This is a genomic window from Paenibacillus oryziterrae (assembly GCF_042610485.1).
In the GTDB taxonomy this organism is placed as follows: Bacteria; Bacillota; Bacilli; order Paenibacillales; family Paenibacillaceae; genus Paenibacillus_AQ.
The window spans coordinates 204,518-227,163 of the sequence record NZ_JBGJZO010000001.1; the positions used below are offsets into that span (position 1 = coordinate 204,518).

Sequence of the window (22,646 nt, forward strand, 5' to 3'; positions counted from 1 at the left end):
TTGTTGCAGGAATCATTGGGATGAATTTTAATAATTAGTTATTGAGTTGAGACGTCAGGCTGTATGCTTGGCGTTTTATATTTTTCTTAGGGAGAGACAATCGCCCGGATTGATGAATGCAGCTGAAGTAACTCTTCAAAAGCGCGGCAATATCTTATATCTGTTTTGCTGATAGGTACCGTTCCGGGGAGGAACGAGATCTGGAAGCTGGGCAGGTCTGCACGGCTGATATAAATTTTAAGAACAAGTTCATGAATCGTTTCTGCGTTGTCTGCCGCTTCGTATAATGCATTGTTTCCGGAGATTACCGCTCTATCCGTCATTGAGCTGACACTGATTCGGTTGATCCGGCTGGTTCTGGATACTTTGGTCAGCGTTAAGGCGTTCTCAAGGATCTCGCAGCCTGCGATATCTTCATAACTCAATAACACAGCAGCGGTTTGTCCGGCGGAACTTGAGGTAAAGCTGCCTATGGATAAGGTTCGTGCTGTATCATCCAGTGCTATGATATGGGTATGGTTTGGAGTCATAAAATGTTTTGAGAATTTCTTCTGGACTGCGGTAACGGCTACAATTAGCTTATCAGGATCACTTCTGGGGAACATGCGTTTGAGTTTAAGGACGGCAGCCAGCAGTAGAAGGGATACACCAATGAATGTGAACAGGTACATCAAGACAATCAGCATGTACGTTCATCTCCCGGATCAGAATATGAAGCATGAGCTCTCTATTAAATAGATATGCCTAGCAAGTGAAAGAATGCGCGGTTTCTTAGCAAAGAAAAACTCTCCTTAGATAAGGAGAGTTTAGGGAATTAGATCAGTGCAATAGCCAGCAGAGTGAACAAACTTAAGGTTAAAATCGGATTGGCATAATACCCAGGGTAAAATCCGGGATAAAAGGCCGAGGTTTTGACGTTGCCTTTGGAACCAGTCCGCAGATACACATTGTTCTGGTCAACATCTACAATGACACCTTCGTATTGGCGTCCGTCGACGGTCATGATACGTACTTTTTTGTTTTTACATCTCAAGCAATTGTAATATGCTTCCATAGATAGTTGTCGCCTCCTTTTCCTAATTAATTTATGGAGAAAGAGAACGATGGTAACGGCGGAGTTACCGGGGTCAATAGATTAAGCTGCACTTAAAGTCTTAGGCGATTCTATTGGCGAATGGTTACCCTTGTGCCGACATTCACCAGGGAAGCTAGTGTCAGCACATCGGCATTATACATACGAATGCATCCATGAGACACCTTTTTGCCGATCGAAGCTGGATTGTTGGTTCCATGAATGCCGTAATGCGGTTTAGAAAGACCCATCCAGAAAGCCCCGTACGGCCCTCCTGGATGGGCTTGTTTGTTGATAATAGTATATTCGCCTTCAGGTGATTGGTTTAACATGGTGCCTATTCCTACAGGGAACCCTCTTTTGACGATATCGTTATCCAGGAGATAAAGCATAAATTGGGATAAATCCACAATAATCCGAACATTGGGCATAGTCATCAGCACTCCTTTGCTAGCAGGATATGTGATGAAAGCTCTGGATGTTAAAAAAACAGCCGCTCCCCAAATGATGGGAAGACGGCTGTTTCAGTATCTTGAAATGATGAGTACAAATAATTCTTAATGAATGTCCCGAAACAATCCAACGACTTTACCGAGAATAGTTACACGGTTCAGACGAAGAGGCTCGTACACCGGATTCTCCGGCTGAAGGCGAATATGATCGCGTTCCTTGTAGAATGTCTTGACGGTTGCTTCATCTTCATCAGTCATAGCCACAACTATGTCGCCATTGTTAGCAGTCTGTTGCTGCCGGACGATTACGTAATCCCCATTCATAATTCCTGCTTCTACCATACTGTCACCGAGGACAGAAAGCATAAATACTTTGTTGTCACCTACATAATGAGAAGGAAGAGGGAAATAATCTTCAATATTCTCTGTAGCCATTATCGGAACACCGGCGGTTACCTTACCTACGACAGGAACACGTGTGACACTCTGTGCGAACTGGTGTACGTTGTCGGAATCATCCTGACCCAGAAGCTCAATTGCGCGAGGTTTCGTCGGGTCACGGCGGATCAATCCCTTCTTCTCAAGACGGTCGAGATGGCCATGAACAGTAGAGCTGGAGGCTAGTCCCACAGCTTCACCGATCTCCCGTACGGAAGGCGGGTAACCCTTGCTGCGGACCTCGTTACGTATAAATTCCAGGATCGCCAGCTGGCGACTCGAAATCTTTGACATCGGAATCAACCCCATATAGTAATGTTTGGGAAAATTATAACATAGAACTTCCGTTCGCACAAACATAAGTTCTAAATTTGCCTACTAAGAAATAAATAGGGAACAATTGTTCGAGAAAAGTATTGATTCAAACATGTGTTCGTGTTATATTGATTTTGGAAGTAAGAACAAGTGTTTGGAGGGCGATGAATCATGTTGAAATACAGTACTTACCGCAGCATTTATGAAGAGGCTCCGGAGGTTTCTAGTGGACATCGGTCCGCTTCAGGCAACGGAATAAGCTTCAGAAAGACAAATGTGAATTCCACGGGAGTAACTCAGCTGTTCCTTCAAGGTAATCTGATTAAGCTCCTAATGATTATAATGCTGGTGATTTCCGGATTTACTGTTGTTGGGAACGTTTTTGCTGGTTCGGTATCTATCGGCAGTCGTGAAGATAAACGCATTGTAGTTGAACCTGGAGATACGTTATGGAGTATTGCACTTAAGAACAAACCATCCGACATGAGAACAGCTGTATATATTGAAGGAATTAAAACGCACAGCGGGCTGGATACCAGTGACATTCAAGCCGGTGATATCTTATCTCTTCCTATATATTAAGAAGGATTTTCTATACTAGAGAGCTTGCAGGGGGAAGACCTTGACAAGCTCTTTTTCTCATGGCAAAGTTAGTATGAATTTATAAGGAGGGAAGAGCAGTGGATATTGATGAATTGGTCGCGCGGATTAACGAATTGGCACGCAAACATAAGACCGCGGGCCTGAATACTGAGGAATTGGCGGAACGTGCCAAGCTCCGGGAAATTTATCTGGGGAACATCCGCAGAAATTTCCGTGAACAACTGAACAACATTGAGATTGTTGATAATGACGGGCGTGAACAAGGCGACAAGGGATTGAAGCATTAATTCCTGTTACCTTTTCATAGATATTTAAGTATGACTAGGGGGAAATGACATGGCCCGTTCTTGGGAAAGAATGGTTCAACGCAACACGAAGCAAGCGAACAAGTTAAGAAAGAAGACGGGTAAGGATTCGATTCACGCCTATTCCACTGCCTCCAAGAACAGTGATGTTTACAAAGGACGTAACATTGTTCTCCCTGTAGTATTGCTCGGGCTTGGAGTTATGTACTGGTTAGTCGGAAGCATCGATGAAACAAGAGGCAATGGTTCCCTGATGAATTGGCTTGGAATCGTTCTTTATTTTGTTCTCGCAGCGCTTATTTTTTTCCGGCGTCCATACCTGAAGGTGGACCGTGCAAGACTCTCCACTTTTAAGTTTAACCGTGAGCGCTTTCTGGCTCCTGCGGATATCGAGAAAATCATTCTCTCCCGCCGCTCTGTGGTTATCAAGCACAAGAACAAACGGGCGAAGTGGGTGTTCTCCAAATTGATCAATCGTTATGCTACTGAGGCGATGGGCGTGCGCCTGGAGGAGTTCGCCAAGGTTAATCATATCACCTTAGAACACGAATAAAGAGACCGTAACTTGAGGGAGGGGAGAAATTTCAATGCCGATTAAAGCTGTACTGTTTGATCTGGACGATACGCTGCTGTGGGATGATCGCAGCATCGAGGAAGCATTTGAATTTACTTGCAAGTCGGCGGGGGAATCTATTGATCCCCAGGAGCTGGAAGCAGCGGTCCGCAAGGAAGCCCGCGGCCTTTATGAATCCTATGAGACTTTTCCTTTTACTCAAATGATCGGGATTAATCCCTTTGAAGCACTCTGGGGCAACTTTACTGCCGGAGAACAGGAAGAATTTCGCCAAATGGAGCAGTTGGCACCGGTGTACCGCAAAGAATCATGGCGACTCGGCCTAGCCTCACTTGGCGTACATGACGAAGAACTTGCAGAGACACTCGCTGCTAGGTTTGCGGCTGAACGGCGCAGCAGACCTTATATGTACGAAGAGACACTGCAGATTCTTGAGCAACTGCACGGCAATGTGAAGCTGCTGTTATTAACGAACGGCTGTCCTGCACTTCAGCAGGAGAAGCTGGATGGCGTACCTGAGCTGACCCCATTTTTCGATCACATCGTGATCTCGGGAACATTTGGCAGAGGGAAGCCGGATAAGAGTATTTTCCAGCATGCTCTATCGCGTCTAGAGGCTGCACCGGAAGAGTGCATTATGGTCGGGGACAAGCTGACCACGGACATTCTTGGAGGATTGTCAGCCGGACTGACCACGGTATGGATAAATCGGAACGGCAAGCTGCCGAATGCAGAGATTCAACCGGATTATGAGATAACCCATCTCGATGAGCTTCTTCCGCTGGTCGAATCGCTTTAATGTAACATTCATTATGTTAAATAAACCGCAAGTCTCATTTATTATGAGGCCTGCGGTTTTTTACATTTTCGTGGAGGATCGAGACTTCTAAATAGAATACGTATAAAACAGGTTGGAAAGGAAGGCTTTTCGAATTCCCTTTATTCTGCTAAACTTACTCTAATGTTTTACAGGGGGGACTAGACATTGGCTAAATCTACACTTGCTGAACGTTTGAAACAACGCATATTGATTCTTGATGGTGCGATGGGCACCATGATCCAACAAGTACCGCTTACCGGCAAAGATTTCGGCGGAGAAGAGCTGGATGGCTGTAATGAAATGCTGGTTCTGACCCGGCCGGAGGTCATACAGTCTATCCATGAGAAGTATCTGGAAGCAGGTGCTGATCTTATTGAAACGAATACATTCGGAGCCACATCCGTAGTACTTGCGGAATATGACATTCCGCAGCTTGCGCGTGAGATTAATTTGGCTGCTGCCGATCTTGCCCGTAAAGCGGCAGATAAATACGATACACCGGACCATCCGCGATATGTGGTAGGGGCCATGGGACCAACGACGAAGACGTTGTCAGTGACTGGAGGCGTAACCTTCAAGGAGCTGGTAGAGAGCTATGAGGAGCAGGCTTTAGCGCTGATTGAGGGCGGTGTCGATGCCCTTCTGCTTGAAACCTCACAAGATACACTTAATGTGAAGGCAGGAAGCATTGGAATTAAGAATGCGTTTGAGAAGAGCGGGATTACTTTGCCGCTTATGATTTCCGGTACCATTGAGCCCATGGGTACAACGCTTGCCGGACAGAATATTGAAGCGTTCTACATTTCACTGGAACACTTGAATCCGGTCTCTATCGGACTCAACTGTGCTACCGGTCCGGAGTTTATGCGTGATCACATCCGTACACTCTCGGAGATTTCTTCTGCGGCTGTGAGTTGTTATCCTAACGCAGGACTGCCGGATGAGAATGGTAACTATCATGAGTCTCCAGAATCGCTTGCACGTAAGGTAGGTGCTTTCGCTGAAAAGGGCTGGTTGAATATTGCCGGAGGCTGCTGCGGCACAACGCCTGACCATATCCGGGCGATGGCAGACGAGCTGGCCTCCTATCCGCCTCGTCCGCTGGAAGGGATCCATCCTCCGGCACTCTCCGGGATTGAACCTGTATATATCGAAAACGACAATCGACCTTATATGGTCGGTGAACGGACGAATGTACTGGGTTCGCGTAAATTCAAGCGTCTGATCGTAGAAGGGAAATACGAGGAAGCATCGGAGATTGCGCGGGCACAGGTGAAGAGCGGAGCACAGGTTATTGATGTCTGCGTACAGGATCCTGACCGCGATGAGAGCGAGGATATCAAGCGTTTTCTGGAGCTGGTCGTCAAGAAGGTTAAGGTACCGCTTATGATTGATACTACGGATCCCAAGGTCATTGATCTTGCCCTTCAATATTGTCAGGGCAAAGCGATAATTAACTCCATTAATCTTGAAGATGGTGAAGAAAAATTCGAGCATGTTACGCCGCTGATTCATAAATATGGCGCTGCTATAGTTGTAGGGACAATTGATGAGACAGGACAAGCCATCCTGGCGCAGGATAAGCTTGAGGTTGCCAAACGTTCCTATGATCTTCTCGTCAATAAGTACGGACTGGCACCACAGGATTTGATTTTTGATACACTAGTGTTTCCGGTAGGAACCGGCGATGAGCAGTATATTGGATCAGCCAAGGAGACCATTGATGGAATTCGGTTGATCAAGGAAGCCTTACCAGGTGTTCATACGATCCTCGGGATCAGTAATGTCTCCTTTGGTCTTCCTGAAGCAGGGCGTGAGGTACTAAATTCGGTGTTCCTGTATGAATGCACGAAAGCAGGACTCGATTATGCGATCGTGAATACGGAGAAAGTCGAACGATACGCTTCAATTCCAGAAGAAGAGCGCCATTTGGCGGAAGAACTGATCTACAATACGAATGATATTACGCTTTCGGCGTTCGTTGCTGCTTTCCGGGAGAAGAAGGTGGAGAAGAAAGAGAAGATCTCCAATCTTACACTCGAAGAACGGCTGGCCTCTTATGTGGTGGAAGGAACCAAGGAAGGCTTGATTCCTGATCTGAATGAGGCATTGAACAAGTACAACCCTCTGGAGATTATTAATGGTCCGCTGATGAGCGGAATGGCTGAGGTTGGCCGGCTGTTCAACAATAATGAATTGATTGTCGCTGAGGTTCTGCAAAGCGCCGAGGTCATGAAAGCGTCCGTTAACCATCTGGAACAGTTCATGGAGAAGGATGAGACTGCTGTTAAAGGTAAGATCATGCTAGCTACCGTTAAAGGCGATGTGCATGATATCGGCAAGAATCTGGTGGAGATCATCCTCTCGAACAATGGTTATCAGATTGTGAATTTGGGTATAAAAGTACCACCGGAGAACATCATTGAAGCATTCCGGCGTGAAAAGGCGGATGCGATTGGACTCTCGGGACTGTTAGTGAAATCAGCTCAGCAGATGGTCTTGACCGCGCAGGACCTGAGAACAGCCGGGATCGATGTTCCGATTATGGTCGGTGGCGCTGCTTTGACCCGCAAGTTCACCAAAACCCGGATTCGTCCTGAATATGACGGAATGGTACTCTATGCGAAGGATGCCATGGATGGGTTGGATCTCGCGAACAAACTGATGAACCCGGATGAACGGGCCAAGCTGGAAGAAGAAATACGTCTGGATGCCGAAGCTGTGGCCGTTGCAGCACCAATTACGGAAATGCCGAAGCTGACGCGCGCGGTCCGGTCCAATATTTCACCGGATGCACCTGTCTATCTTCCGCCGGATTTGGAGCGCCACGTCATGCGTAATTATCCGCTGGGTCATGTGATCCCTTATGTGAATATGCAGATGCTTCTGGGCCATCACTTAGGGCTGAAAGGTTCTGTTGAGGCCAAGCTTGCTGCTGGTGACGAGCGGACGGTGGAGCTAAAGGAAACGGTGGACGAGATTTTGCATGAAGCTATGTTGAATGGTACGCTTGCTCCACATGCGATTTATCAATTCTTCCCGGCGCAATCCCGAGGCAATGAGATTATCGTCTATGACCCGCAGGATCATACGAAGGTGCTGCATACTTTCAACTTCCCGCGGCAGGCCGTAGAACCCTATCTGTGTCTGGCGGATTTCCTGAAATCCGTAGACAGCGGTATAATGGATTATGTCGGATTCCTTGTAGTTACTGCGGGACATGGTGTTAGAGAATTGTCTACTGAACTCAAGGATAAAGGCGACTATCTCCGTTCTCATGCGCTGCAGGCGGTAGCGCTTGAAGTGGCAGAAGGACTGGCTGAACGAGTCCATCATATGATGCGGGATATCTGGGGATTCCCGGATAGTGCAGATATGACGATGAAACAGCGGCATGGTGCCCGATACCAGGGAATACGGGTGTCATTCGGATATCCGGCTTGTCCCGATCTGGAAGATCAGGGTCCGCTGTTTAAACTGCTCTCACCAGAGGATATCGGGGTTCACCTGACGGAAGGCTTTATGATGGAGCCGGAAGCTTCCGTTTCGGCGATGGTATTTGCTCATCCTGAAGCTCAGTATTTCAATGTCGATAAGGCTTAAATGCTTAATTTGATAAGGCCGGACTGGATGGATGCAATCCATTTCAGCGGAACCTCCCGGTTACGGGAGGTTTTTTGCTGGCAATACAAGAAAGTATAAATTTCCCGTTATACTTTATCCTTGTATTGTTACGAGAAACGGGTACCGTCCCTTTAAGGACGGCAAAGCCGTTTCTTCTTACAAGACTACAACCTACATAGATGAAGGAGGGTCGCCATGGAATTATATTTTCTGGGAACAAACGCAGGGATTCCTACTCTGCAGCGCAATGTTACCTCAGTGGTACTGAGGCTACTTGAAGAAAGACGCAGCTTCTGGATGTTTGATTGCGGGGAAGGGACGCAGCATCAGGTGCTGAAGTCTCCTCTGCGGCTTGGCAAGTTGGAAAAGATATTCATTACACATTTGCATGGTGATCATTTGTTTGGGCTGCCAGGGCTGATCTCTAGCCGGGGTTATCAGGGCGGAACCGCTCCGCTCACCGTATATGGCCCGCCGGGGTTGAAGGCTTTCCTGGATACGTCACTGCTTGTGAGCCAGTCACGAATTCCCTATAAGCTCGAAATTGTGGAACATTCCGGAGGCCTTATTTTTGAGGATGACGGGTTTAAGGTTGAAGCAGGGCTGCTGGAGCACCGAATCGACAGCTATGGTTACCGGATTACGGAAAAGGATAGCGTAGGGAGCTTGAATACTGAGCTGCTAAAAGCCAAAGGATTAAAACCAGGACCTTTATACGGAATGCTGAAAAAAGGCATCGATGTAACAACGGAAGCCGGAGAGCTTATCCGTGCAGCCGAAGTTCTCAGTACTCCCAAAAAGGGACGGGTCATCACCATTCTGGGAGATACCAGACTTTGTGATGGTGCGTTACCGCTTTCGAAGGATGCGGATCTGCTGCTTCACGAAGCAACGTTTGCTCATGATCTGGCGGAAATGGCACATCAGTATTATCACAGTACGGCGCAGCAGGCAGCACAGTTTGCACGGGAAGCCGGTGTCCATCAGCTGCTGCTAACGCATTTCAGCTCCAGATACAGTTCGCATGAAGAGCTGTTGCCTCTGTTGGATGAAGCCCGCTGTGAATTTCCGGAGACACGCCTTGCGGAGGAGTTTGTGGCATACCCAGTGTACCGGCAACAATAAGGGAAATGTATTATTTTCCGGGAAAGCGCAGGAAGTGACAACGGTGTGTCAAAAGCTGCTAAATCCGCTCTGTCTTTGCCATTGCAAGGCTGTTTAGCGCAGGAATAGGGTGCTTGTGTCAATGAAACTGTATTAAAATAATCTAATTAATAATTAACGACATTAATATCAATAAAGCCTGAAAAGGAGCCCCATGGAGAACATACAAGGACTGCTAATCGATCTGGACGGAACACTTTATCATGGTCGGCATATGATTTCAGGAGCGGATGGACTAATCGCTGGTCTGCGCAAGAAGGGCATCCCTTTCTTGTTCGTGACCAACAATTCATCGCGGACTCCGGATCAGGTTGCGGAGCATCTTCGTGGTATGGGCATCGAGGCGAAAGGTGAAGAGGTGTGTACTTCGTCACTGGCAGCTGCGCGGTACATTTCCGAAGAATCCCCCGGAGCCAGAGTGGCGATACTTGGAGAAGAGGGACTGCATCACGCCTGCATCGAAGCCGGGCTCCAAGTGGTAACGCATGATCCTGAGTACGTGGTGCAGGGGATTGACCGTTCTTTTACATATCAATCCCTGGCGCAAGCTGCCCGCTGGATCAGGGAAGGTGCAATTTCAGTACTGACGAATCCGGATCTTATGCTACCGTCCGATGATGGCATCATGCCTGGAGCGGGAACTATCGGTGCAGCTATTGAAGCCGCCAGCGGTGTTGCGCCTGTTATTATCGGTAAGCCGCACAGCCATCTGATGACTTATGCAACCTCACTTCTTGGTATTGAACCCGGGAATGCAATCGTGGTTGGCGATAATATGCGAACGGACATTGCCGCAGGCAACGATGCAGGCTGCCGGACGGTTCTTGTGCTTACAGGTTTGACTACAGCAGAGAATCTGGAGCATTACAAAAACATTACCGGAATAACTCCCGATTATATTTGTGCCGATTTAGCTGAACTGTCGGTGCTTCTTGGGTTATAATAGCCTGACGTATGATTTTACCAACCTGAAGGGAAGATGACACATGCCGGAATTGCCGGAAATGGAGAATTACCGAAAGCTGCTGAGTCAGCATATTATAAACGTGCCGATTACGGGCGTTACCGTGAATAGAGAAAAGACAATCAATGTAGAGACTGAGGTATTTACACAGGCGCTGCTCGGTGCACGGGTGGTGTTTGTGGAGCGGAGAGCGAAATATATCCTGTTCCATCTGCATGATGGACGGCGTCTGCTTCTGCATCTGATGCTTGGCGGTCTCTTGTTCTTTGGAACGGAAGAGGAACGGCCTGAACGCAGTACCCAGGTGGAGCTCACTTTTGGTGACCGGATACTATACTTTATGGGTCTGCGGCTTGGATTCTTGCATTTGGTATCTGTAAAAGAAGGCGAAGCGGTGATGGGCAAGCTCGGACCTGAGCTGCTGGACCGGAGAATGACTCCGCAGCGGTTCACGGAGCTTTTGAGAAAAAGACGCGGCGCGCTGAAGAGCACGCTGGTGAATCAGCATGTCTTCGCAGGGATCGGCAATTGTTATGCAGATGAAATTGCTTATGAAGCTCGATTGCTGCCGACTACCCTTATCCAGGGATTGACGCCTGATTCTATTGCGCGTTTGTATGAAAGTACTCGCAAAGTTCTCACCGAGGCAACAGAGATTGGCGGATATATGGAAATGCCGTTTATGACCGGGGATACCGTAACGGGTTCGTATAATGATAAGTATAAGGTATATGACCGTGAAGGCGAAGCCTGCCTTCGTGATGGGGGAACGATTGTGAAAGCGGAGCTGTCCGGGCGGAAGATTTTTTATTGCCCCAACTGTCAGCTTGAACAGTAGACCTTGTATCGGAAGCCATGTCAGTATCCGCGGCGGATTCGGCCAAGCGGCCCGGTATGCCTGGGAGAGCGGTGCGACTGGATTTCAATATTTTCCGAAAAACCCGCGCAGTCTGAAGCTTAAGCCGGTTATAACCCGGGAGGCGGCAGATTGCGCATCTTACTGTCTGGATAAAGGCATAACTTCTATTGCTCATACCCCTTATCCGACCAATATGGCTGCCGGGGGCAGTGTGCATGCAAGTATGGTGGAGTCCTTGAGAAATGACCTGGAGATTGCTGAAGCTTGTGGTTCTTTGGGTATCGTAGTGCATTTTGGACATTTTCAAGGTATAGAGCCGTTACAAGGCTATCAAAATATTATACAATGTATGAATGAAACGCTTCAGTCCTGGGAAGGACGGGCAAAGCTGCTTATCGAGAATCAGGCTGGCAACGGCGGTGCTGAAGGTACGACTCTGGAGGAATTGGTAAAGGTACGCGAGCTATGCAGATATCCGGAAAGAATCGGCTTTTGCTTCGATACCTGTCATGCCTTTGCTTCCGGGCTGTGGAATCCTGAGAATAGCAATGTTCTGCTGGAACGGGGTGAAGCTCTTGGTTACTGGTCCCAGCTCTATGCGGTTCATCTTAATGATTCTAAATATCCCTTCGCCTCACGGCGGGATAGACATGCAGGAGTCGGTTTAGGGCACATTGGCGAACAGAGTCTTAGAGAGCTGCTTGCAGCGGACGAACTTCGGCCAGCAGTAATTGTCCTGGAGACAGAGAAGGGTGCAGACGGAACTCACCGTAGAGAAATTGCGGCAGTGCGGGCATGGTATGAAACGGAGGATTAATTCGTGATCAATGTTTATATGGATGATTTCAGAAGGGTTCCCCCAGGCTTTACGCTGGCGAGGACTACGGATGAATGCCTGATGCTGCTTCGAGAGTGTGAAGTGGGCATTCTCTCGCTTGACCATGATATGGGCCCGGTAGATGTTACCGGGAGTGAGGTAGCGAAAATAATGGTACTCGAGGGCTTGTTCCCCCGGGAAATTTTTTTACATACCTCCAGCCTTTGGGGTAGAAAAGAAATGTATGCGATGCTCTATGCCGCCAAACCCGACGGAACTATTCTTCATAATGGACCCATGAGCACGGAGAAATTACGGGAGGCTGCTTCCGGATTATCGGGTGAAGAATAACAGCAAGAATAGCAATGTACATAAGGAGTGTGACCTGAGCCGATGATATCCTTACAGCATCTTACACTACGCAGAGAAGAAAGCTTGATACTGGATGATGTTTCACTGGAGATGAGTCCAGGGGAGAACTGGGTTATTCTCGGACGCAACGGCTCCGGCAAAACAACATTGCTGGAAATGATGACCGGATACTTATTCCCCAGCAGCGGGAAGGTAGAGGTACTTGGATATACCTATGGACAATGCGATGTGCGCGAGGTTCGCAAAGAGATCGGATATATTGGACCCTCACTGATGGAGAAGTTGTCACTCTCCGACCCCGTGTGGGAAGTCGTGGCGACCGGGGCCTATGCGTATCTGCGGTTCTACCAGACGATTCCGGAAGATGTGAAGCAGCAGGCGCTAGATATCCTTGAAGACATGAATCTGGGTGCCATGGCTTACCATTCATTTGGTACTCTGTCGCAGGGAGAACGTAAGAAAGCGATGCTTGCCCGGTGTCTGATGGGCAACCCGAAGCTGCTTATTTTAGATGAACCTTGCGCCGGTCTTGATCTATATGAACGCGAAAAAATGCTGGCTGAAGTAGACAAGCTTCGAAAGCGGAATGTTGCCGTAGTCTATGTAACGCATCACGTGGAGGAAATTGTTCCACTATTCACACATGTGGCGCTGATCCGCGGCGGTAAGCTCGCCGGAGCCGGCCCCAAAGAGCAAGTGCTTACGAAAGAAATGATCATGACGGCTTATGATGTTCCTGTTGAGGTTGAATGGGACGGAGGCCGTCCGTGGATCAAAATTAGACCTGGAGGAACACCCATTTGAACGAATTTAAGCAAGATCTTGAAGGACAAGCATCCGATACGGAGACACAAACGCTCTCCCGTTATATTTGTACCGCCAACCACGGGTTTGCCCCGTATGCCCAAGAGGAGCTCCGGCGTCTGTTCGGTGCTGTCAAAAGCACGCCACTGATTCCGGGTGAAATTTTCCTCGCTACGCTACAGGTTGAGCCGGAAGAGGTTTCAGCTCTTTTGCTCGCGAATCTGCCGATCTTTCTGCGGCATATTCAGCCTGTGCAGTTCCAGGATGAAGGCAGTGTGCCAGCTCTCGGACGTCTTGCCGTATATCTGAGCCGTCAAAGCCAGCTAGAAGGCTGCAGAATTGCCCTGCATGTTCGTAAAAGTGGGGATTCCTTCTGGCAGGAGAGTCCGGGAGAACTGCGGGAATGGCTCCAGGAGGAACTTAAGCCTCTGGAAGCAGAGTTCACCGTACAGGAACCGGAGTGGGTCATTTCTGTCTATGCAGATGGCGATATGCTGTATGCCGGTGTCTCCCGCCCGGAAGAGAACCTGTCCGACTGGAATGGCGGAGCGATTCGTTTTCGTAAGGAAGACGGCCAAATCTCCCGCGCGAAGTTCAAGCTGATTGAAGCGGAAAAAGAGTTCGGCATCCCGTTCAGCAGCTTTAAGCGCGGACTTGATATTGGCGCGGCTCCCGGCGGCTGGACATCGTTTCTACTAGAGCGGGGTATCCAGGTAACTGCGGTGGATCCGGCGCACATGCATGAATCGCTTAAGAATTACCCGGGTCTGAAGATTCTGCGCAAAAATGCCGGAGAACTGAAGTTTCGTGAGAATGAATTCGATCTGATCGTTTGTGATATGAGCTGGAGTCCGAAGCTGATGGCCAAACTGGTTACGGGATTGCTCCACGCTCTTGAACCGGGAGGGACGGCGGTCGTGACTGTAAAGCTTATGCATAAAAAGCCGCTTGCGGTTATTAAAGAAATCATGCAAATGTTCGAGGCCGAACGGATGCAGATTCAGCGGGCGAAGCAGCTCTTCCATAACCGTGATGAAATTACGCTTTATATGATTAAGTATTAAATCAGCAACTTCATAACCATGAAATAATACAGGGAAAGCATCCCGTTTCAAGCGCTGCGGCAATATCCGCGAGTGCAGAACGGGTATGCTTTCTTTTTTTTATTTATAAACAACTAAGTAAAGGTGGAGTGCTCACATGCGAATGAATTCCAAACTTGTTCCGGGGCAAATTCTGGGCGGGCGTTATCAAATTATGCGAGTTATCGGTTCAGGGGGCATGAGTCATGTGCATCTTGCCGAGGATTTAAGACTGCCAGGCAAACAGTGGGCGGTGAAGGAAAGTGTCACATCCGGCAGAGAATACGGCAGCGTTCAAGCTGAAGCGGAGCTGTTAATCTCACTAAATCATCGCAGACTCCCGCGGATCGCCGATTTCTATGCTCCGGACTGTGACGGGTATTCCTATCTGGTAATGGACTATATCGAGGGAATGACAATAGCCCAGTATATGCAGGCGAATCCGGGTCCGGTCCCGGGTGAGATTCTGCTCAGATTCGCCAAGCAACTGCTTGAAGTGCTTCAGTATTTGCACGGGCACCATCCGCCGATTGTCTACCGGGATCTGAAACCTTCCAACATCATGCTTACTCCGCAGCACGAGCTTGTATTAATCGATTTCGGAATCGCACGTAATTATGTTAGTGGAGGTACAGAGGACACGGTTAAGCTGGGGACTGTCGGGTTTGCTGCTCCGGAGCAATACGGGAGCGGGCAAAGCCGGCCGGAATCCGATCTCTATGGACTGGGAGCACTGCTGCTCTATATGGCTACCGGAGGGCGTCAGACCACGTGGCAGAAAGGGATCGAGCGTCAGCTGGCTGCAGTGGTTCCTGGGCGGATGATCCCGGTTATTCAGCGTTTGCTGCAGCCGCGGCCTGAAGACCGTTATCCCGATGCATTATCGGTGATTAATGTGTTATCGAATATCCCTACTGGACGCGAAAGGAATTCAGACGGGGAGCATCCCGGGGCAGGGACAACTGTTGTCGCTATCATGGGAGTTGCCGGCGGGCTGGGAACGACTCATGCATCTTTGAGTGTAGCTTCCTACTTATCGGGCTACGGATCAACAGCCTGGGTCGATTATGCCCCGGACTCACGGGTGTTTGAACGGATGCGCCATATGGCGGAGATGACCGGTTCAGCTAGAGAACCATCATTACAAGGGCACTCTTTTTTATGGAAAGGAATTCACTTCTCGAAACGTCCGGAGACAGGGGCCCTCAGGGCATTAAATGGTGGGGACTACCGCTATGTGGTACTTGATCTGGGGACCGGGAATGAGCGGGGAGCCCTTGAGGAATTTGCAAAGAGTCCTGTACCGCTGCTTATTGCGTCCGGTGCTGACTGGCGGATCGAGGAGGTGCTACTCTGGAAGCGGCGAAGCGGCCTCGAACTGGAGGATAAATGTAAGATCTTACTTTCACTCGCGGACCGTGCGGCTGCGGCGATGCTTGAGGAGGTGCTTCAGACCGCCAGAGTGTATCCCATGCCTTACCAGAGCAGTCCATTTACAAGGGATCATCGCATGGAGGAACTAATGACAGAACTGCTGAAGCCAATCACTGGCGGGGAGAGTGTCCGTAAACGAAATGGTTTATTTCAGCGGCGATAAGCCGAATTCCAAGTTTAGTCTATTTCAGTGACACTCCACCTGTGTTAGAATAGATCATTGTATGAAATTTTGACGTACACTGTGTATTTAGATAGATAGGAGCTTACAGAGAAAATATGAGTTTACTTACTGTAGAAGACGTTTCCCATAATTTTGGAGACCGTCAGTTGTTCACGGATGTGTCATTCCGGCTGCTGGCCGGTGAGCATGCGGGTCTGGTTGGTGCAAATGGCGTGGGTAAATCGACGCTGATGAATATTTTGACGGGTAAATTGCTGAAGGACAGCGGTAAAGTGGAGTGGACTCCAAGGGTCCGTTACGGATATTTGGACCAGCACACGATTCTGACTCCAGGCAAAACGATCCGCGATGTGCTGAAGGATGCATTCCTCCCGCTCCTGGAGCTGGAGAATGAAATGATGGAGATTACCGGTAAAATGGGCGAGGCATCACCGGAGGAACTGGATCTCTTGCTGGAGCAGATGGGTGAAATCCAGGAACAGCTGGATATCGGCGACTTTTATCTGATCGATGTTAAGGTAGAAGAGATGGGCAACGGTCTTGGTCTTTCCGCCATCGGTCTGGACCGGGATGTGGCTTCACTCAGCGGTGGACAGCGGACGAAGGTGCTGCTTGCCAAGCTGCTCCTCGAGAAACCGAATGTTCTGCTAATTGATGAGCCTACCAACTATCTGGATGTGGAGCACATCGACTGGCTGACGAACTATTTGAAGCAGTACCCCTATGCATTTCTGCTGATTTCCCATGATACGGAGTTTATGAATAAAGTCGTGGATGTAGTGTACCATCTGGAATTCGCCAAGCTGACGCGCTATACTGCAAACTATGAGCAGTTCCTGGAAATGGCGGGTATGAACAAAATGCAGCATATTGACGCCTTTGAGAAGCAACAGGAATATATCAAAAAGCAAGAAGACTTCATCCAGCGCAACAAAGCGCGCGCTTCCACCTCGGGCCGGGCAAAGAGCCGCGAGAAGCAGCTGGGTCGCCTGGAACGGATCGAGCGTCCGGAAGAAGCACCGAAACCAACGTTTCAGTTTAAGGAAAGCCGGGCCAGCGGCAAAACGGTATTTGAAGGAATTAACTTCGAAATTGGCTATGACCGCCCGTTGCTGCCGAAGCTGAACATGGTGATTGAGCGCGGGGACAAAATTGCAATTGTCGGCTGCAATGGTGTCGGTAAGTCTACGCTCCTTAAGACTATCCTAGGCGTAATTCCGGCATATAGCGGTAAGACTTATTTGGGAGATTTCCTAAACTCTGCATACTTTCAGCAAGAGGTTAAAGCTGGTAATATTACTCCGATTGATGATGTGTGGAACGAGTTCTCCGGTTTGAACCAACACGAGGTTAGAGCACACCTGGCCCGCTGCGGACTAAAGAACGAGCATATTACCCGTCCGCTAAGCATGCTGAGCGGGGGCGAGCAGGCCAAGGTGCGCCTTTGCAAGCTCATGATGAGAGAAAGCAACTGGATTCTGTTCGATGAGCCTACGAATCACTTGGATGTAGTCGCCAAAGCCGAACTGAAACGCGCGCTGAAAGAATATAAAGGGACCGTTATTCTGGTCTCGCACGAACCTGACTTTTATGAGGACTGGGTCACCAAGACCTGGGATGTTGAACAATGGTCAGGTCAAAAAGTTTAAAAGAATGAGATATGCGGGTAGTGCGGCTGGTATGAAGCTGCACTACCGCTTTTGAATACAAGGAGGGGTTCTGGTGGAGAACCATAGCGGAGGAGATCACGAGAACGTACCTGAGCTGTCACAGGAGGGGAGACGGGATGACCGTTATTCCCGGCAGGAGCGTTTTGCACCCTTTGGACCGGAAGCTCAAGCGAAGCTTGGAAAGTCCAGTGTCCTGGTGGTCGGCGCGGGGGCCCTAGGTACAGGAATGGCCGAGACGCTGGTCCGCAGCGGAGTAGGGCGGTTGGTGATTGTGGACAGGGATTATGTGGAGTGGAGTAATCTGCAGCGCCAGCAGCTGTACACCGAAGAGGATGCCCGGCAGCGAATGCCGAAAGCGGCTGCGGCACAAGCGAGACTCCGGCAGATCAACTCTGAAGTCGTGATTGAAGCTCACGTGATGGATACCAGAGCAGAAGAGTTAGAGGACCTGATTCAGGGGATGGATCTCGTTATGGATGGCACGGATAATTTCGATACCCGGCTGATTATTAACGATATCGCGTTGAAGCATGGGATTCCTTGGATTTACGGAGCCTGTGTCGGCAGTTACGGAATCACCTACACCATACTTCCGGGTGAAACCCCTTGTATGAACTGTCTGCTGGGAACGGTCCCCCTCGGAGGGGATACCTGTGATATCGCCGGCATCCTGCCACAGGCTGTACAGATGGTGACGGCAAATGCTACTGCGGAGGCCATGAAGCTGCTGGGCGGACGAAAGGAACAGCTAAGGCGCAGGCTGCTGACCTTTGATGTCTGGCGGAATGAATATCAGGAAATCGGAGTCAATGCTGCCCGTAAGCAGGAATGTCTATCCTGCGGGAGTCATCCCACATATCCTTATCTAATGGCGGCCAATACGGAACGAAGTGATGTACTGTGCGGCAGGGATACCGTGCAGATCCGGCCCGCTCACCGCCAAAAGCTTGATTTGGCAGAAACGGCAAAGAGACTGAACCGCCTTGGAACCGGTAAGGTTGATCAGAACCCGTATCTGGTTTCTTTTACAGAGGGAGATCATAGAATGGTTGTCTTCGCGGACGGACGGGCTCTTGTACATGGGACAAATGATATTGCAGCTGCCCGTAGCCTGTATCACCGGTATTTTGGATAACTTAATAAACGTAAATGTACATGTAAGAGACTGTTCCGTGAGGAATGGTCTTTTTAATTTGCGGGAACCCTATTCGTAAACTGCGGTAAAAGGGTAGTAGACGTACTCAGGAAATACGGAGGGATATCCGTGAGGGACCGGATCATATGGTACTCGCCTGCCAAGGAAAACATGCACAATGGTATGGTTCATGAAGGAAGCTGGTCGGGGGAACATTCGGCTCTTCGGGATCATTTTCTTCTCGGCCGGGATCTTGAAATGAAAGTAAGCACAGATCTGGAAGATCTGCGCATTCAGTTGACTCCTGATGAGACAGCCCTGCTTGTAGCGGAAATCCCAAATGCTGCCGACTGGGAGGGGTGGCAGGAGGTTTATACGGTTAGGGAGAAAGGGAGACAGCTGCCTGTGGTTATCATCTCTGAAGGCGGAGGTCCGGAAGTCGCAATTGCCGTGTTTGAAGCTGGTGGCAATGAATATATGGATAAGCCTTTGCATCCGGAAGAACTAAGATGTAGAATCCGTAACCTCCTGTCATTGACCGGGCGCCGCCGTCTTGGCAATGAGGTGCTAAGGGTCGATGGTCTGATTCTGGAGCCCACGCGTCGTTATGTCAGCCGTGACGGGGAGGAGAAAAAGCTCACCCCTAAAGAATTCGAGCTCTTGTACTATCTGGTGAGCAATGTCGGTGAAGTATGCCTCCGTGAGGAAATCTTAAGCCAGGTGTGGGGGTACCGTTTCGCTGCAGATACCAACGTAGTTGATGTTTATATCCGGCACCTCCGTCTGAAAGTAGATAAAGGATATCGCAATAAGCTGATTCATACGGTTCGTGGAGCTGGTTATGTATTGCGGGCGCCTGAAGAGGCGCCACTTGAGTAAGACTATAGAGTTACATAGTCAAAATCTGATGGTTATGTGTTGTTACAGTACGCGACGGGCTTTCAGGTATGTTCTTTTCCAGTTGCCGCTGTTCAGATCCGAAATGGTTACACCCGGTGACCCGTAGGTGTGCAGAATCTTACCATTGCCGGCGTAAACTGCTACGTGGGTTACATTGCTGCCATTTGCCCGGCTGCCGCTGGAGAAGAAGAGAAGATCCCCTGGACGCAGGTTTGCTTTGCTGACGGTATATCCCACTTTAGATTGGGACACCGAGGAACGCGGAAGGTTAATGCCATACTTGCCGAAAATATATTTCATAAAGGATGAGCAGTCAAAAGATTTTGTTGTGGAAGTTGATGCGCCAAATTGATAGCGGACGCCCATGTAATTTTTTCCGAGATTAACAATGCTTTGGCCGGTAGATGAAGTGATGGTTGCTGCTGATACTGGTGCTGTGCCGGCTCCTGTCGCCATTAAGGTACTCAGGCCAATCGTGGTGCACATCCCTACGACTATTGCTTGTTTGAACCACTGATGTTTTCTCATGTTGTAATAACCTCCATGGTATGTTTTGTCTAGCTTGCCTGATTCGTAGTATAGCAGGTTATCCAGTCCCTAAATTATGGGTTTGAGGGCTCAAACCCTTGAGCCGCCTGAGTTGGAAGCGTTTTATTAAAAAACCATTAAAAGTTACAAAAAATTAATAATTACAAGTCGAAGGATAAGGAAAAACACTAGAAAACCCTTGATGAATAAGGGGGATCTAGTGTTTTGAAGTTAAAACAAAAGGTTACAACGATGACTCTTAATGCAGCGTAATCTTAATCTTTGCTCTGGATAATAAGAAGTAAGCCACTAGTAATCGAAACAGTTCCCGAGCGGGCAATTAACCTGTTGCTAACACCAAGCGATTGTCCGAGTTTCAATGTAGCGTCCGTGAGAGGGTACTGGAATCCTTCAAGTGTGATTCCGGTAACTTCTGGTGTCAAAGGCAGCAATGAGACATATGTATACCCTTGTTCCTCTACCAAAGCCTGTGAATCAGTCAATGTTATGTAATTGTTCGCATCCATTACGGAGCAAATGATCTGCCGCTGGAGCGCCCGGGTCATCATTTGGATACTTGCCAAAGTATGATCAAGACGGGTTCCAGTAACTCCAACCAGAAGGATTTGTTCGGGCTGTGTACTCATCGCAAGCTCTAGCGCCATTTCGCTGTCTGTTAAATCCTTTAGTACGGGATCGCAAGTTATCGTTTCGCGGCTGAGAGCCTTGATTTCTTCAAGCTCCTCCTGAGTTACAGAATCGAAATCACCGACTGCGATATCAGGCGTAACGCCATGGGATATAAGGAACAATGCGCCTTCATCGGCACCGATTAAGAAATCATCTTCATTAATAGCATTCAGGAATATCGGGTCTAGGTTACCGCCAGCGAAAATTACAGCTCTTTTGGACGACATGACAATCGTTCCTTTCAGTTGTTTTGAAGTTTATGTCCTGCCCCAGTATAATGCAGATTCAAAAGTTGTACAATTGTCCTGGAGAACGCTAAAATAGAAATGTACACTAATCGCCTGAATGTGCTATTTCATATTTCAACTACAGCTGGAGGTGAGAGAGATCGTTAATGTTCTTTTTGTATGCTTGGGTAATATTTGTCGATCACCCATGGCCGAGTCTGTTCTGAGGCACAAGATCAATGAGCGCGGACTATCTCCAAAAATCACAGTGGATTCTGCAGGAACCGGAGACTGGCATATTGGTAAAGCGCCACACGAAGGTACCCGGCGAATGCTTGATCAACACGGGATCAGCTATGAGGGAGTAATGGCCCGTCTAGTCAGCAGTAATGACTTCGAAAAGTTCGATTACATCATTTGCATGGATAATTCTAACGCTATCAACGTCCGTAAGATTGCAGGCGGGGAGCAGGCGGAATTGATGTTCTTTATGGATCTGTTACCGGATGAAGAGCTGAGAGAAGTGCCAGACCCTTATTTTACAGGCAATTTTGAGCAGGTATATGATTTAATTGATGCCGGATGCACGATATTGCTGGACAAGATTATCGCGGAGAAGTTTTAGGCTTGTCTCCAAGCGGTAATCTTGTCCTTGCCGTACAAGTGCGAATATAGAAGAGGCAAAGGCATATTCATGTAAGCGCAACCATTGAAAAGGAATACATAATGTTCCCAGTATGTTCACTTTTTTCTGTTTAAATGTCTTTTAGGTGTTTAAGAAGTAGAGTAACGATTCCGGAAGCTCATTTTGCCAGAAACCCCAAAGATGTCTTCCGTCCTTTTCACGGTAGGAGACAGTTGCACCACGCTGCTCAAGCAGATCTTTGGTTTCCCTATTTATCTGTACAAAATCAAATACACCTGTATCAGATTGGAAATCCGTTTCCTGAAGGCCTACGACCATATTGATATTCAGCCATGACAAATCCTCTTCCGCTGCAATCAATTGACGGGATTCCGGATAGAATGCACCTGAAAGACTGATGACCTGGTTGAACAAACCTGGATATGAAAGTGCGATATGAAGCGATACACTTCCTCCCAGAGAGTCACCGGCAATGATACGTCCACCTGTTTCATGACTCACCGGATAATTATGTTCGATATAGGGAATAATTTCTTCGGCAAAGCAAGTGAGATAAGAATGGAACCGGCTGCCGAAAGGTGCATACTCCTGTGTTCTGACAGAAATATCGACTTCGACACCCACTATAATGAAAGGCTTGATGCCTTCTTCCAGAATCAGTCTTCCGGCAAGTGTAGCAATACGGCCAAAGTTAAAGAATTCTTCACCGTCCTGGCAATAGACCACCGGATAACTTTGGGCTTCATTATAGCCTGGAGGCAGATAGATTCGCAGTTTGCGGTTCTCCTGCAGATGCTCGCTCCAAATGGTTTGCTTCAATATTGTACGTTTCAGAAAAACAGGTTCACTCATTGTCGTCACGTCGCCTTTCTTGTCGGTTTTTGCATTAATACAGTCATTAAGCTAAATTAAGCCACGGAACAGGTGTGTTAAATGTCATATACTTGTTGATGAAAGAAGAAACTGT

Annotated in this window: 24 protein-coding genes; 17 read left to right on the forward strand and 7 right to left on the reverse strand. The window is 48.4% G+C overall.

Going from position 1 to position 22,646, the window contains the following annotated elements; translation table 11 throughout:
* Positions 1-86: 86 nt before the first annotated feature.
* From ACAN55_RS01005 to lexA, 4 genes are all read right to left on the reverse strand, one after another.
* Complete coding sequence (locus ACAN55_RS01005) at positions 87-686, reverse strand: hypothetical protein (protein WP_379126878.1); 600 nt, start codon at positions 684-686, stop codon at positions 87-89.
* Positions 687-814: 128 nt separating this feature from the next.
* Positions 815-1,054 (reverse strand): LSm family protein, encoded by a 240-nt coding sequence (locus ACAN55_RS01010; protein ID WP_379126880.1) that lies wholly within the window; start codon positions 1,052-1,054, stop codon positions 815-817.
* A 110-nt stretch (positions 1,055-1,164) separates the two neighbouring features.
* A complete protein-coding gene (locus ACAN55_RS01015) occupies positions 1,165-1,503 on the reverse strand; it encodes a L,D-transpeptidase (RefSeq protein WP_379126882.1) in 339 nt (112 codons plus the stop codon).
* Positions 1,504-1,629: 126 nt separating this feature from the next.
* Positions 1,630-2,256, reverse strand: a complete 627-nt coding sequence (gene lexA, locus ACAN55_RS01020) for a transcriptional repressor LexA (RefSeq protein WP_379126884.1) — start codon at positions 2,254-2,256, stop codon at positions 1,630-1,632.
* A 192-nt stretch (positions 2,257-2,448) separates the two neighbouring features.
* Here lexA and ACAN55_RS01025 point away from each other — a divergent pair, with 192 nt between their 5' ends.
* The 16 genes from ACAN55_RS01025 to ACAN55_RS01100 all read left to right on the forward strand — a co-directional run bounded on the left by ACAN55_RS01025 (position 2,449) and on the right by ACAN55_RS01100 (position 19,567).
* On the forward strand, positions 2,449-2,859 hold the full coding sequence (locus tag ACAN55_RS01025) for a LysM peptidoglycan-binding domain-containing protein (RefSeq protein ID WP_379126886.1): 411 nt from the start codon (positions 2,449-2,451) through the stop codon (positions 2,857-2,859).
* Positions 2,860-2,957: 98 nt separating this feature from the next.
* Entirely contained in the window at positions 2,958-3,167 is a 210-nt protein-coding gene (locus ACAN55_RS01030) for a DUF896 domain-containing protein (RefSeq protein ID WP_379126888.1), read from the forward strand.
* A gap of 49 nt (positions 3,168-3,216) precedes the next feature.
* On the forward strand, positions 3,217-3,738 hold the full coding sequence (locus ACAN55_RS01035) for a hypothetical protein (protein WP_379126890.1): 522 nt from the start codon (positions 3,217-3,219) through the stop codon (positions 3,736-3,738).
* 34 nt (positions 3,739-3,772) lie between these two features.
* A complete protein-coding gene (locus ACAN55_RS01040; RefSeq protein WP_379126892.1) occupies positions 3,773-4,558 on the forward strand; it encodes an HAD family hydrolase in 786 nt (261 codons plus the stop codon).
* 246 nt (positions 4,559-4,804) lie between these two features.
* On the forward strand, positions 4,805-8,182 hold the full coding sequence (gene metH, locus ACAN55_RS01045; RefSeq protein WP_379127541.1) for a methionine synthase: 3,378 nt from the start codon (positions 4,805-4,807) through the stop codon (positions 8,180-8,182).
* 216 nt (positions 8,183-8,398) lie between these two features.
* Positions 8,399-9,328 (forward strand): ribonuclease Z, encoded by a 930-nt coding sequence (gene rnz / locus ACAN55_RS01050; RefSeq protein ID WP_379126894.1) that lies wholly within the window; start codon positions 8,399-8,401, stop codon positions 9,326-9,328.
* A gap of 193 nt (positions 9,329-9,521) precedes the next feature.
* The gene (locus tag ACAN55_RS01055; RefSeq protein ID WP_379126896.1) at positions 9,522-10,310 is read left to right on the forward strand and encodes a TIGR01457 family HAD-type hydrolase; all 789 of its coding nucleotides are present in this window, start codon (positions 9,522-9,524) and stop codon (positions 10,308-10,310) included.
* A gap of 43 nt (positions 10,311-10,353) precedes the next feature.
* Positions 10,354-11,169 (forward strand): Fpg/Nei family DNA glycosylase, encoded by an 816-nt coding sequence (locus ACAN55_RS01060; protein ID WP_379126898.1) that lies wholly within the window; start codon positions 10,354-10,356, stop codon positions 11,167-11,169.
* On the forward strand, positions 11,159-12,007 hold the full coding sequence (locus ACAN55_RS01065) for a deoxyribonuclease IV (RefSeq protein WP_379126900.1): 849 nt from the start codon (positions 11,159-11,161) through the stop codon (positions 12,005-12,007). Before ACAN55_RS01060 ends, ACAN55_RS01065 begins: the two co-directional genes overlap by 11 nt.
* A gap of 3 nt (positions 12,008-12,010) precedes the next feature.
* Complete coding sequence (locus tag ACAN55_RS01070) at positions 12,011-12,358, forward strand: cyclic-phosphate processing receiver domain-containing protein (protein WP_379126902.1); 348 nt, start codon at positions 12,011-12,013, stop codon at positions 12,356-12,358.
* Between the two features lie 42 nt (positions 12,359-12,400).
* A complete protein-coding gene (locus tag ACAN55_RS01075) occupies positions 12,401-13,183 on the forward strand; it encodes an ABC transporter ATP-binding protein (RefSeq protein ID WP_379126904.1) in 783 nt (260 codons plus the stop codon).
* A complete protein-coding gene (locus ACAN55_RS01080; RefSeq protein ID WP_379126906.1) occupies positions 13,180-14,247 on the forward strand; it encodes an SAM-dependent methyltransferase in 1,068 nt (355 codons plus the stop codon). Before ACAN55_RS01075 ends, ACAN55_RS01080 begins: the two co-directional genes overlap by 4 nt.
* A gap of 136 nt (positions 14,248-14,383) precedes the next feature.
* Complete coding sequence (locus ACAN55_RS01085) at positions 14,384-15,862, forward strand: serine/threonine protein kinase (RefSeq protein WP_379126908.1); 1,479 nt, start codon at positions 14,384-14,386, stop codon at positions 15,860-15,862.
* A gap of 116 nt (positions 15,863-15,978) precedes the next feature.
* Positions 15,979-17,532 carry an ABC-F family ATP-binding cassette domain-containing protein gene (locus ACAN55_RS01090; protein ID WP_379126910.1) on the forward strand — a complete coding sequence of 518 codons (1,554 nt, stop codon included), beginning with the start codon at positions 15,979-15,981 and terminating at the stop codon, positions 17,530-17,532.
* A 115-nt stretch (positions 17,533-17,647) separates the two neighbouring features.
* The gene (locus ACAN55_RS01095; RefSeq protein ID WP_379127544.1) at positions 17,648-18,688 is read left to right on the forward strand and encodes a ThiF family adenylyltransferase; all 1,041 of its coding nucleotides are present in this window, start codon (positions 17,648-17,650) and stop codon (positions 18,686-18,688) included.
* Positions 18,689-18,817: 129 nt separating this feature from the next.
* Positions 18,818-19,567: a winged helix-turn-helix domain-containing protein gene (locus tag ACAN55_RS01100; RefSeq protein WP_379126912.1), complete on the forward strand. Its 750-nt coding sequence runs from the start codon at positions 18,818-18,820 to the stop codon at positions 19,565-19,567.
* A gap of 42 nt (positions 19,568-19,609) precedes the next feature.
* On the opposite strand, the gene ACAN55_RS01105 is transcribed toward ACAN55_RS01100, so the two are convergent.
* Entirely contained in the window at positions 19,610-20,116 is a 507-nt protein-coding gene (locus ACAN55_RS01105; protein WP_379126914.1) for a C40 family peptidase, read from the reverse strand.
* A gap of 275 nt (positions 20,117-20,391) precedes the next feature.
* Entirely contained in the window at positions 20,392-21,033 is a 642-nt protein-coding gene (locus ACAN55_RS01110; protein WP_379126917.1) for a thiamine diphosphokinase, read from the reverse strand.
* 160 nt (positions 21,034-21,193) lie between these two features.
* On the opposite strand from ACAN55_RS01110, the gene ACAN55_RS01115 reads away from it, so the two are divergent.
* Positions 21,194-21,658: a low molecular weight protein-tyrosine-phosphatase gene (locus ACAN55_RS01115; RefSeq protein ID WP_379127547.1), complete on the forward strand. Its 465-nt coding sequence runs from the start codon at positions 21,194-21,196 to the stop codon at positions 21,656-21,658.
* Between the two features lie 141 nt (positions 21,659-21,799).
* On the opposite strand, the gene ACAN55_RS01120 is transcribed toward ACAN55_RS01115, so the two are convergent.
* Positions 21,800-22,531: an alpha/beta hydrolase gene (locus ACAN55_RS01120; RefSeq protein WP_379126919.1), complete on the reverse strand. Its 732-nt coding sequence runs from the start codon at positions 22,529-22,531 to the stop codon at positions 21,800-21,802.
* Positions 22,532-22,646 lie beyond the last annotated feature (115 nt).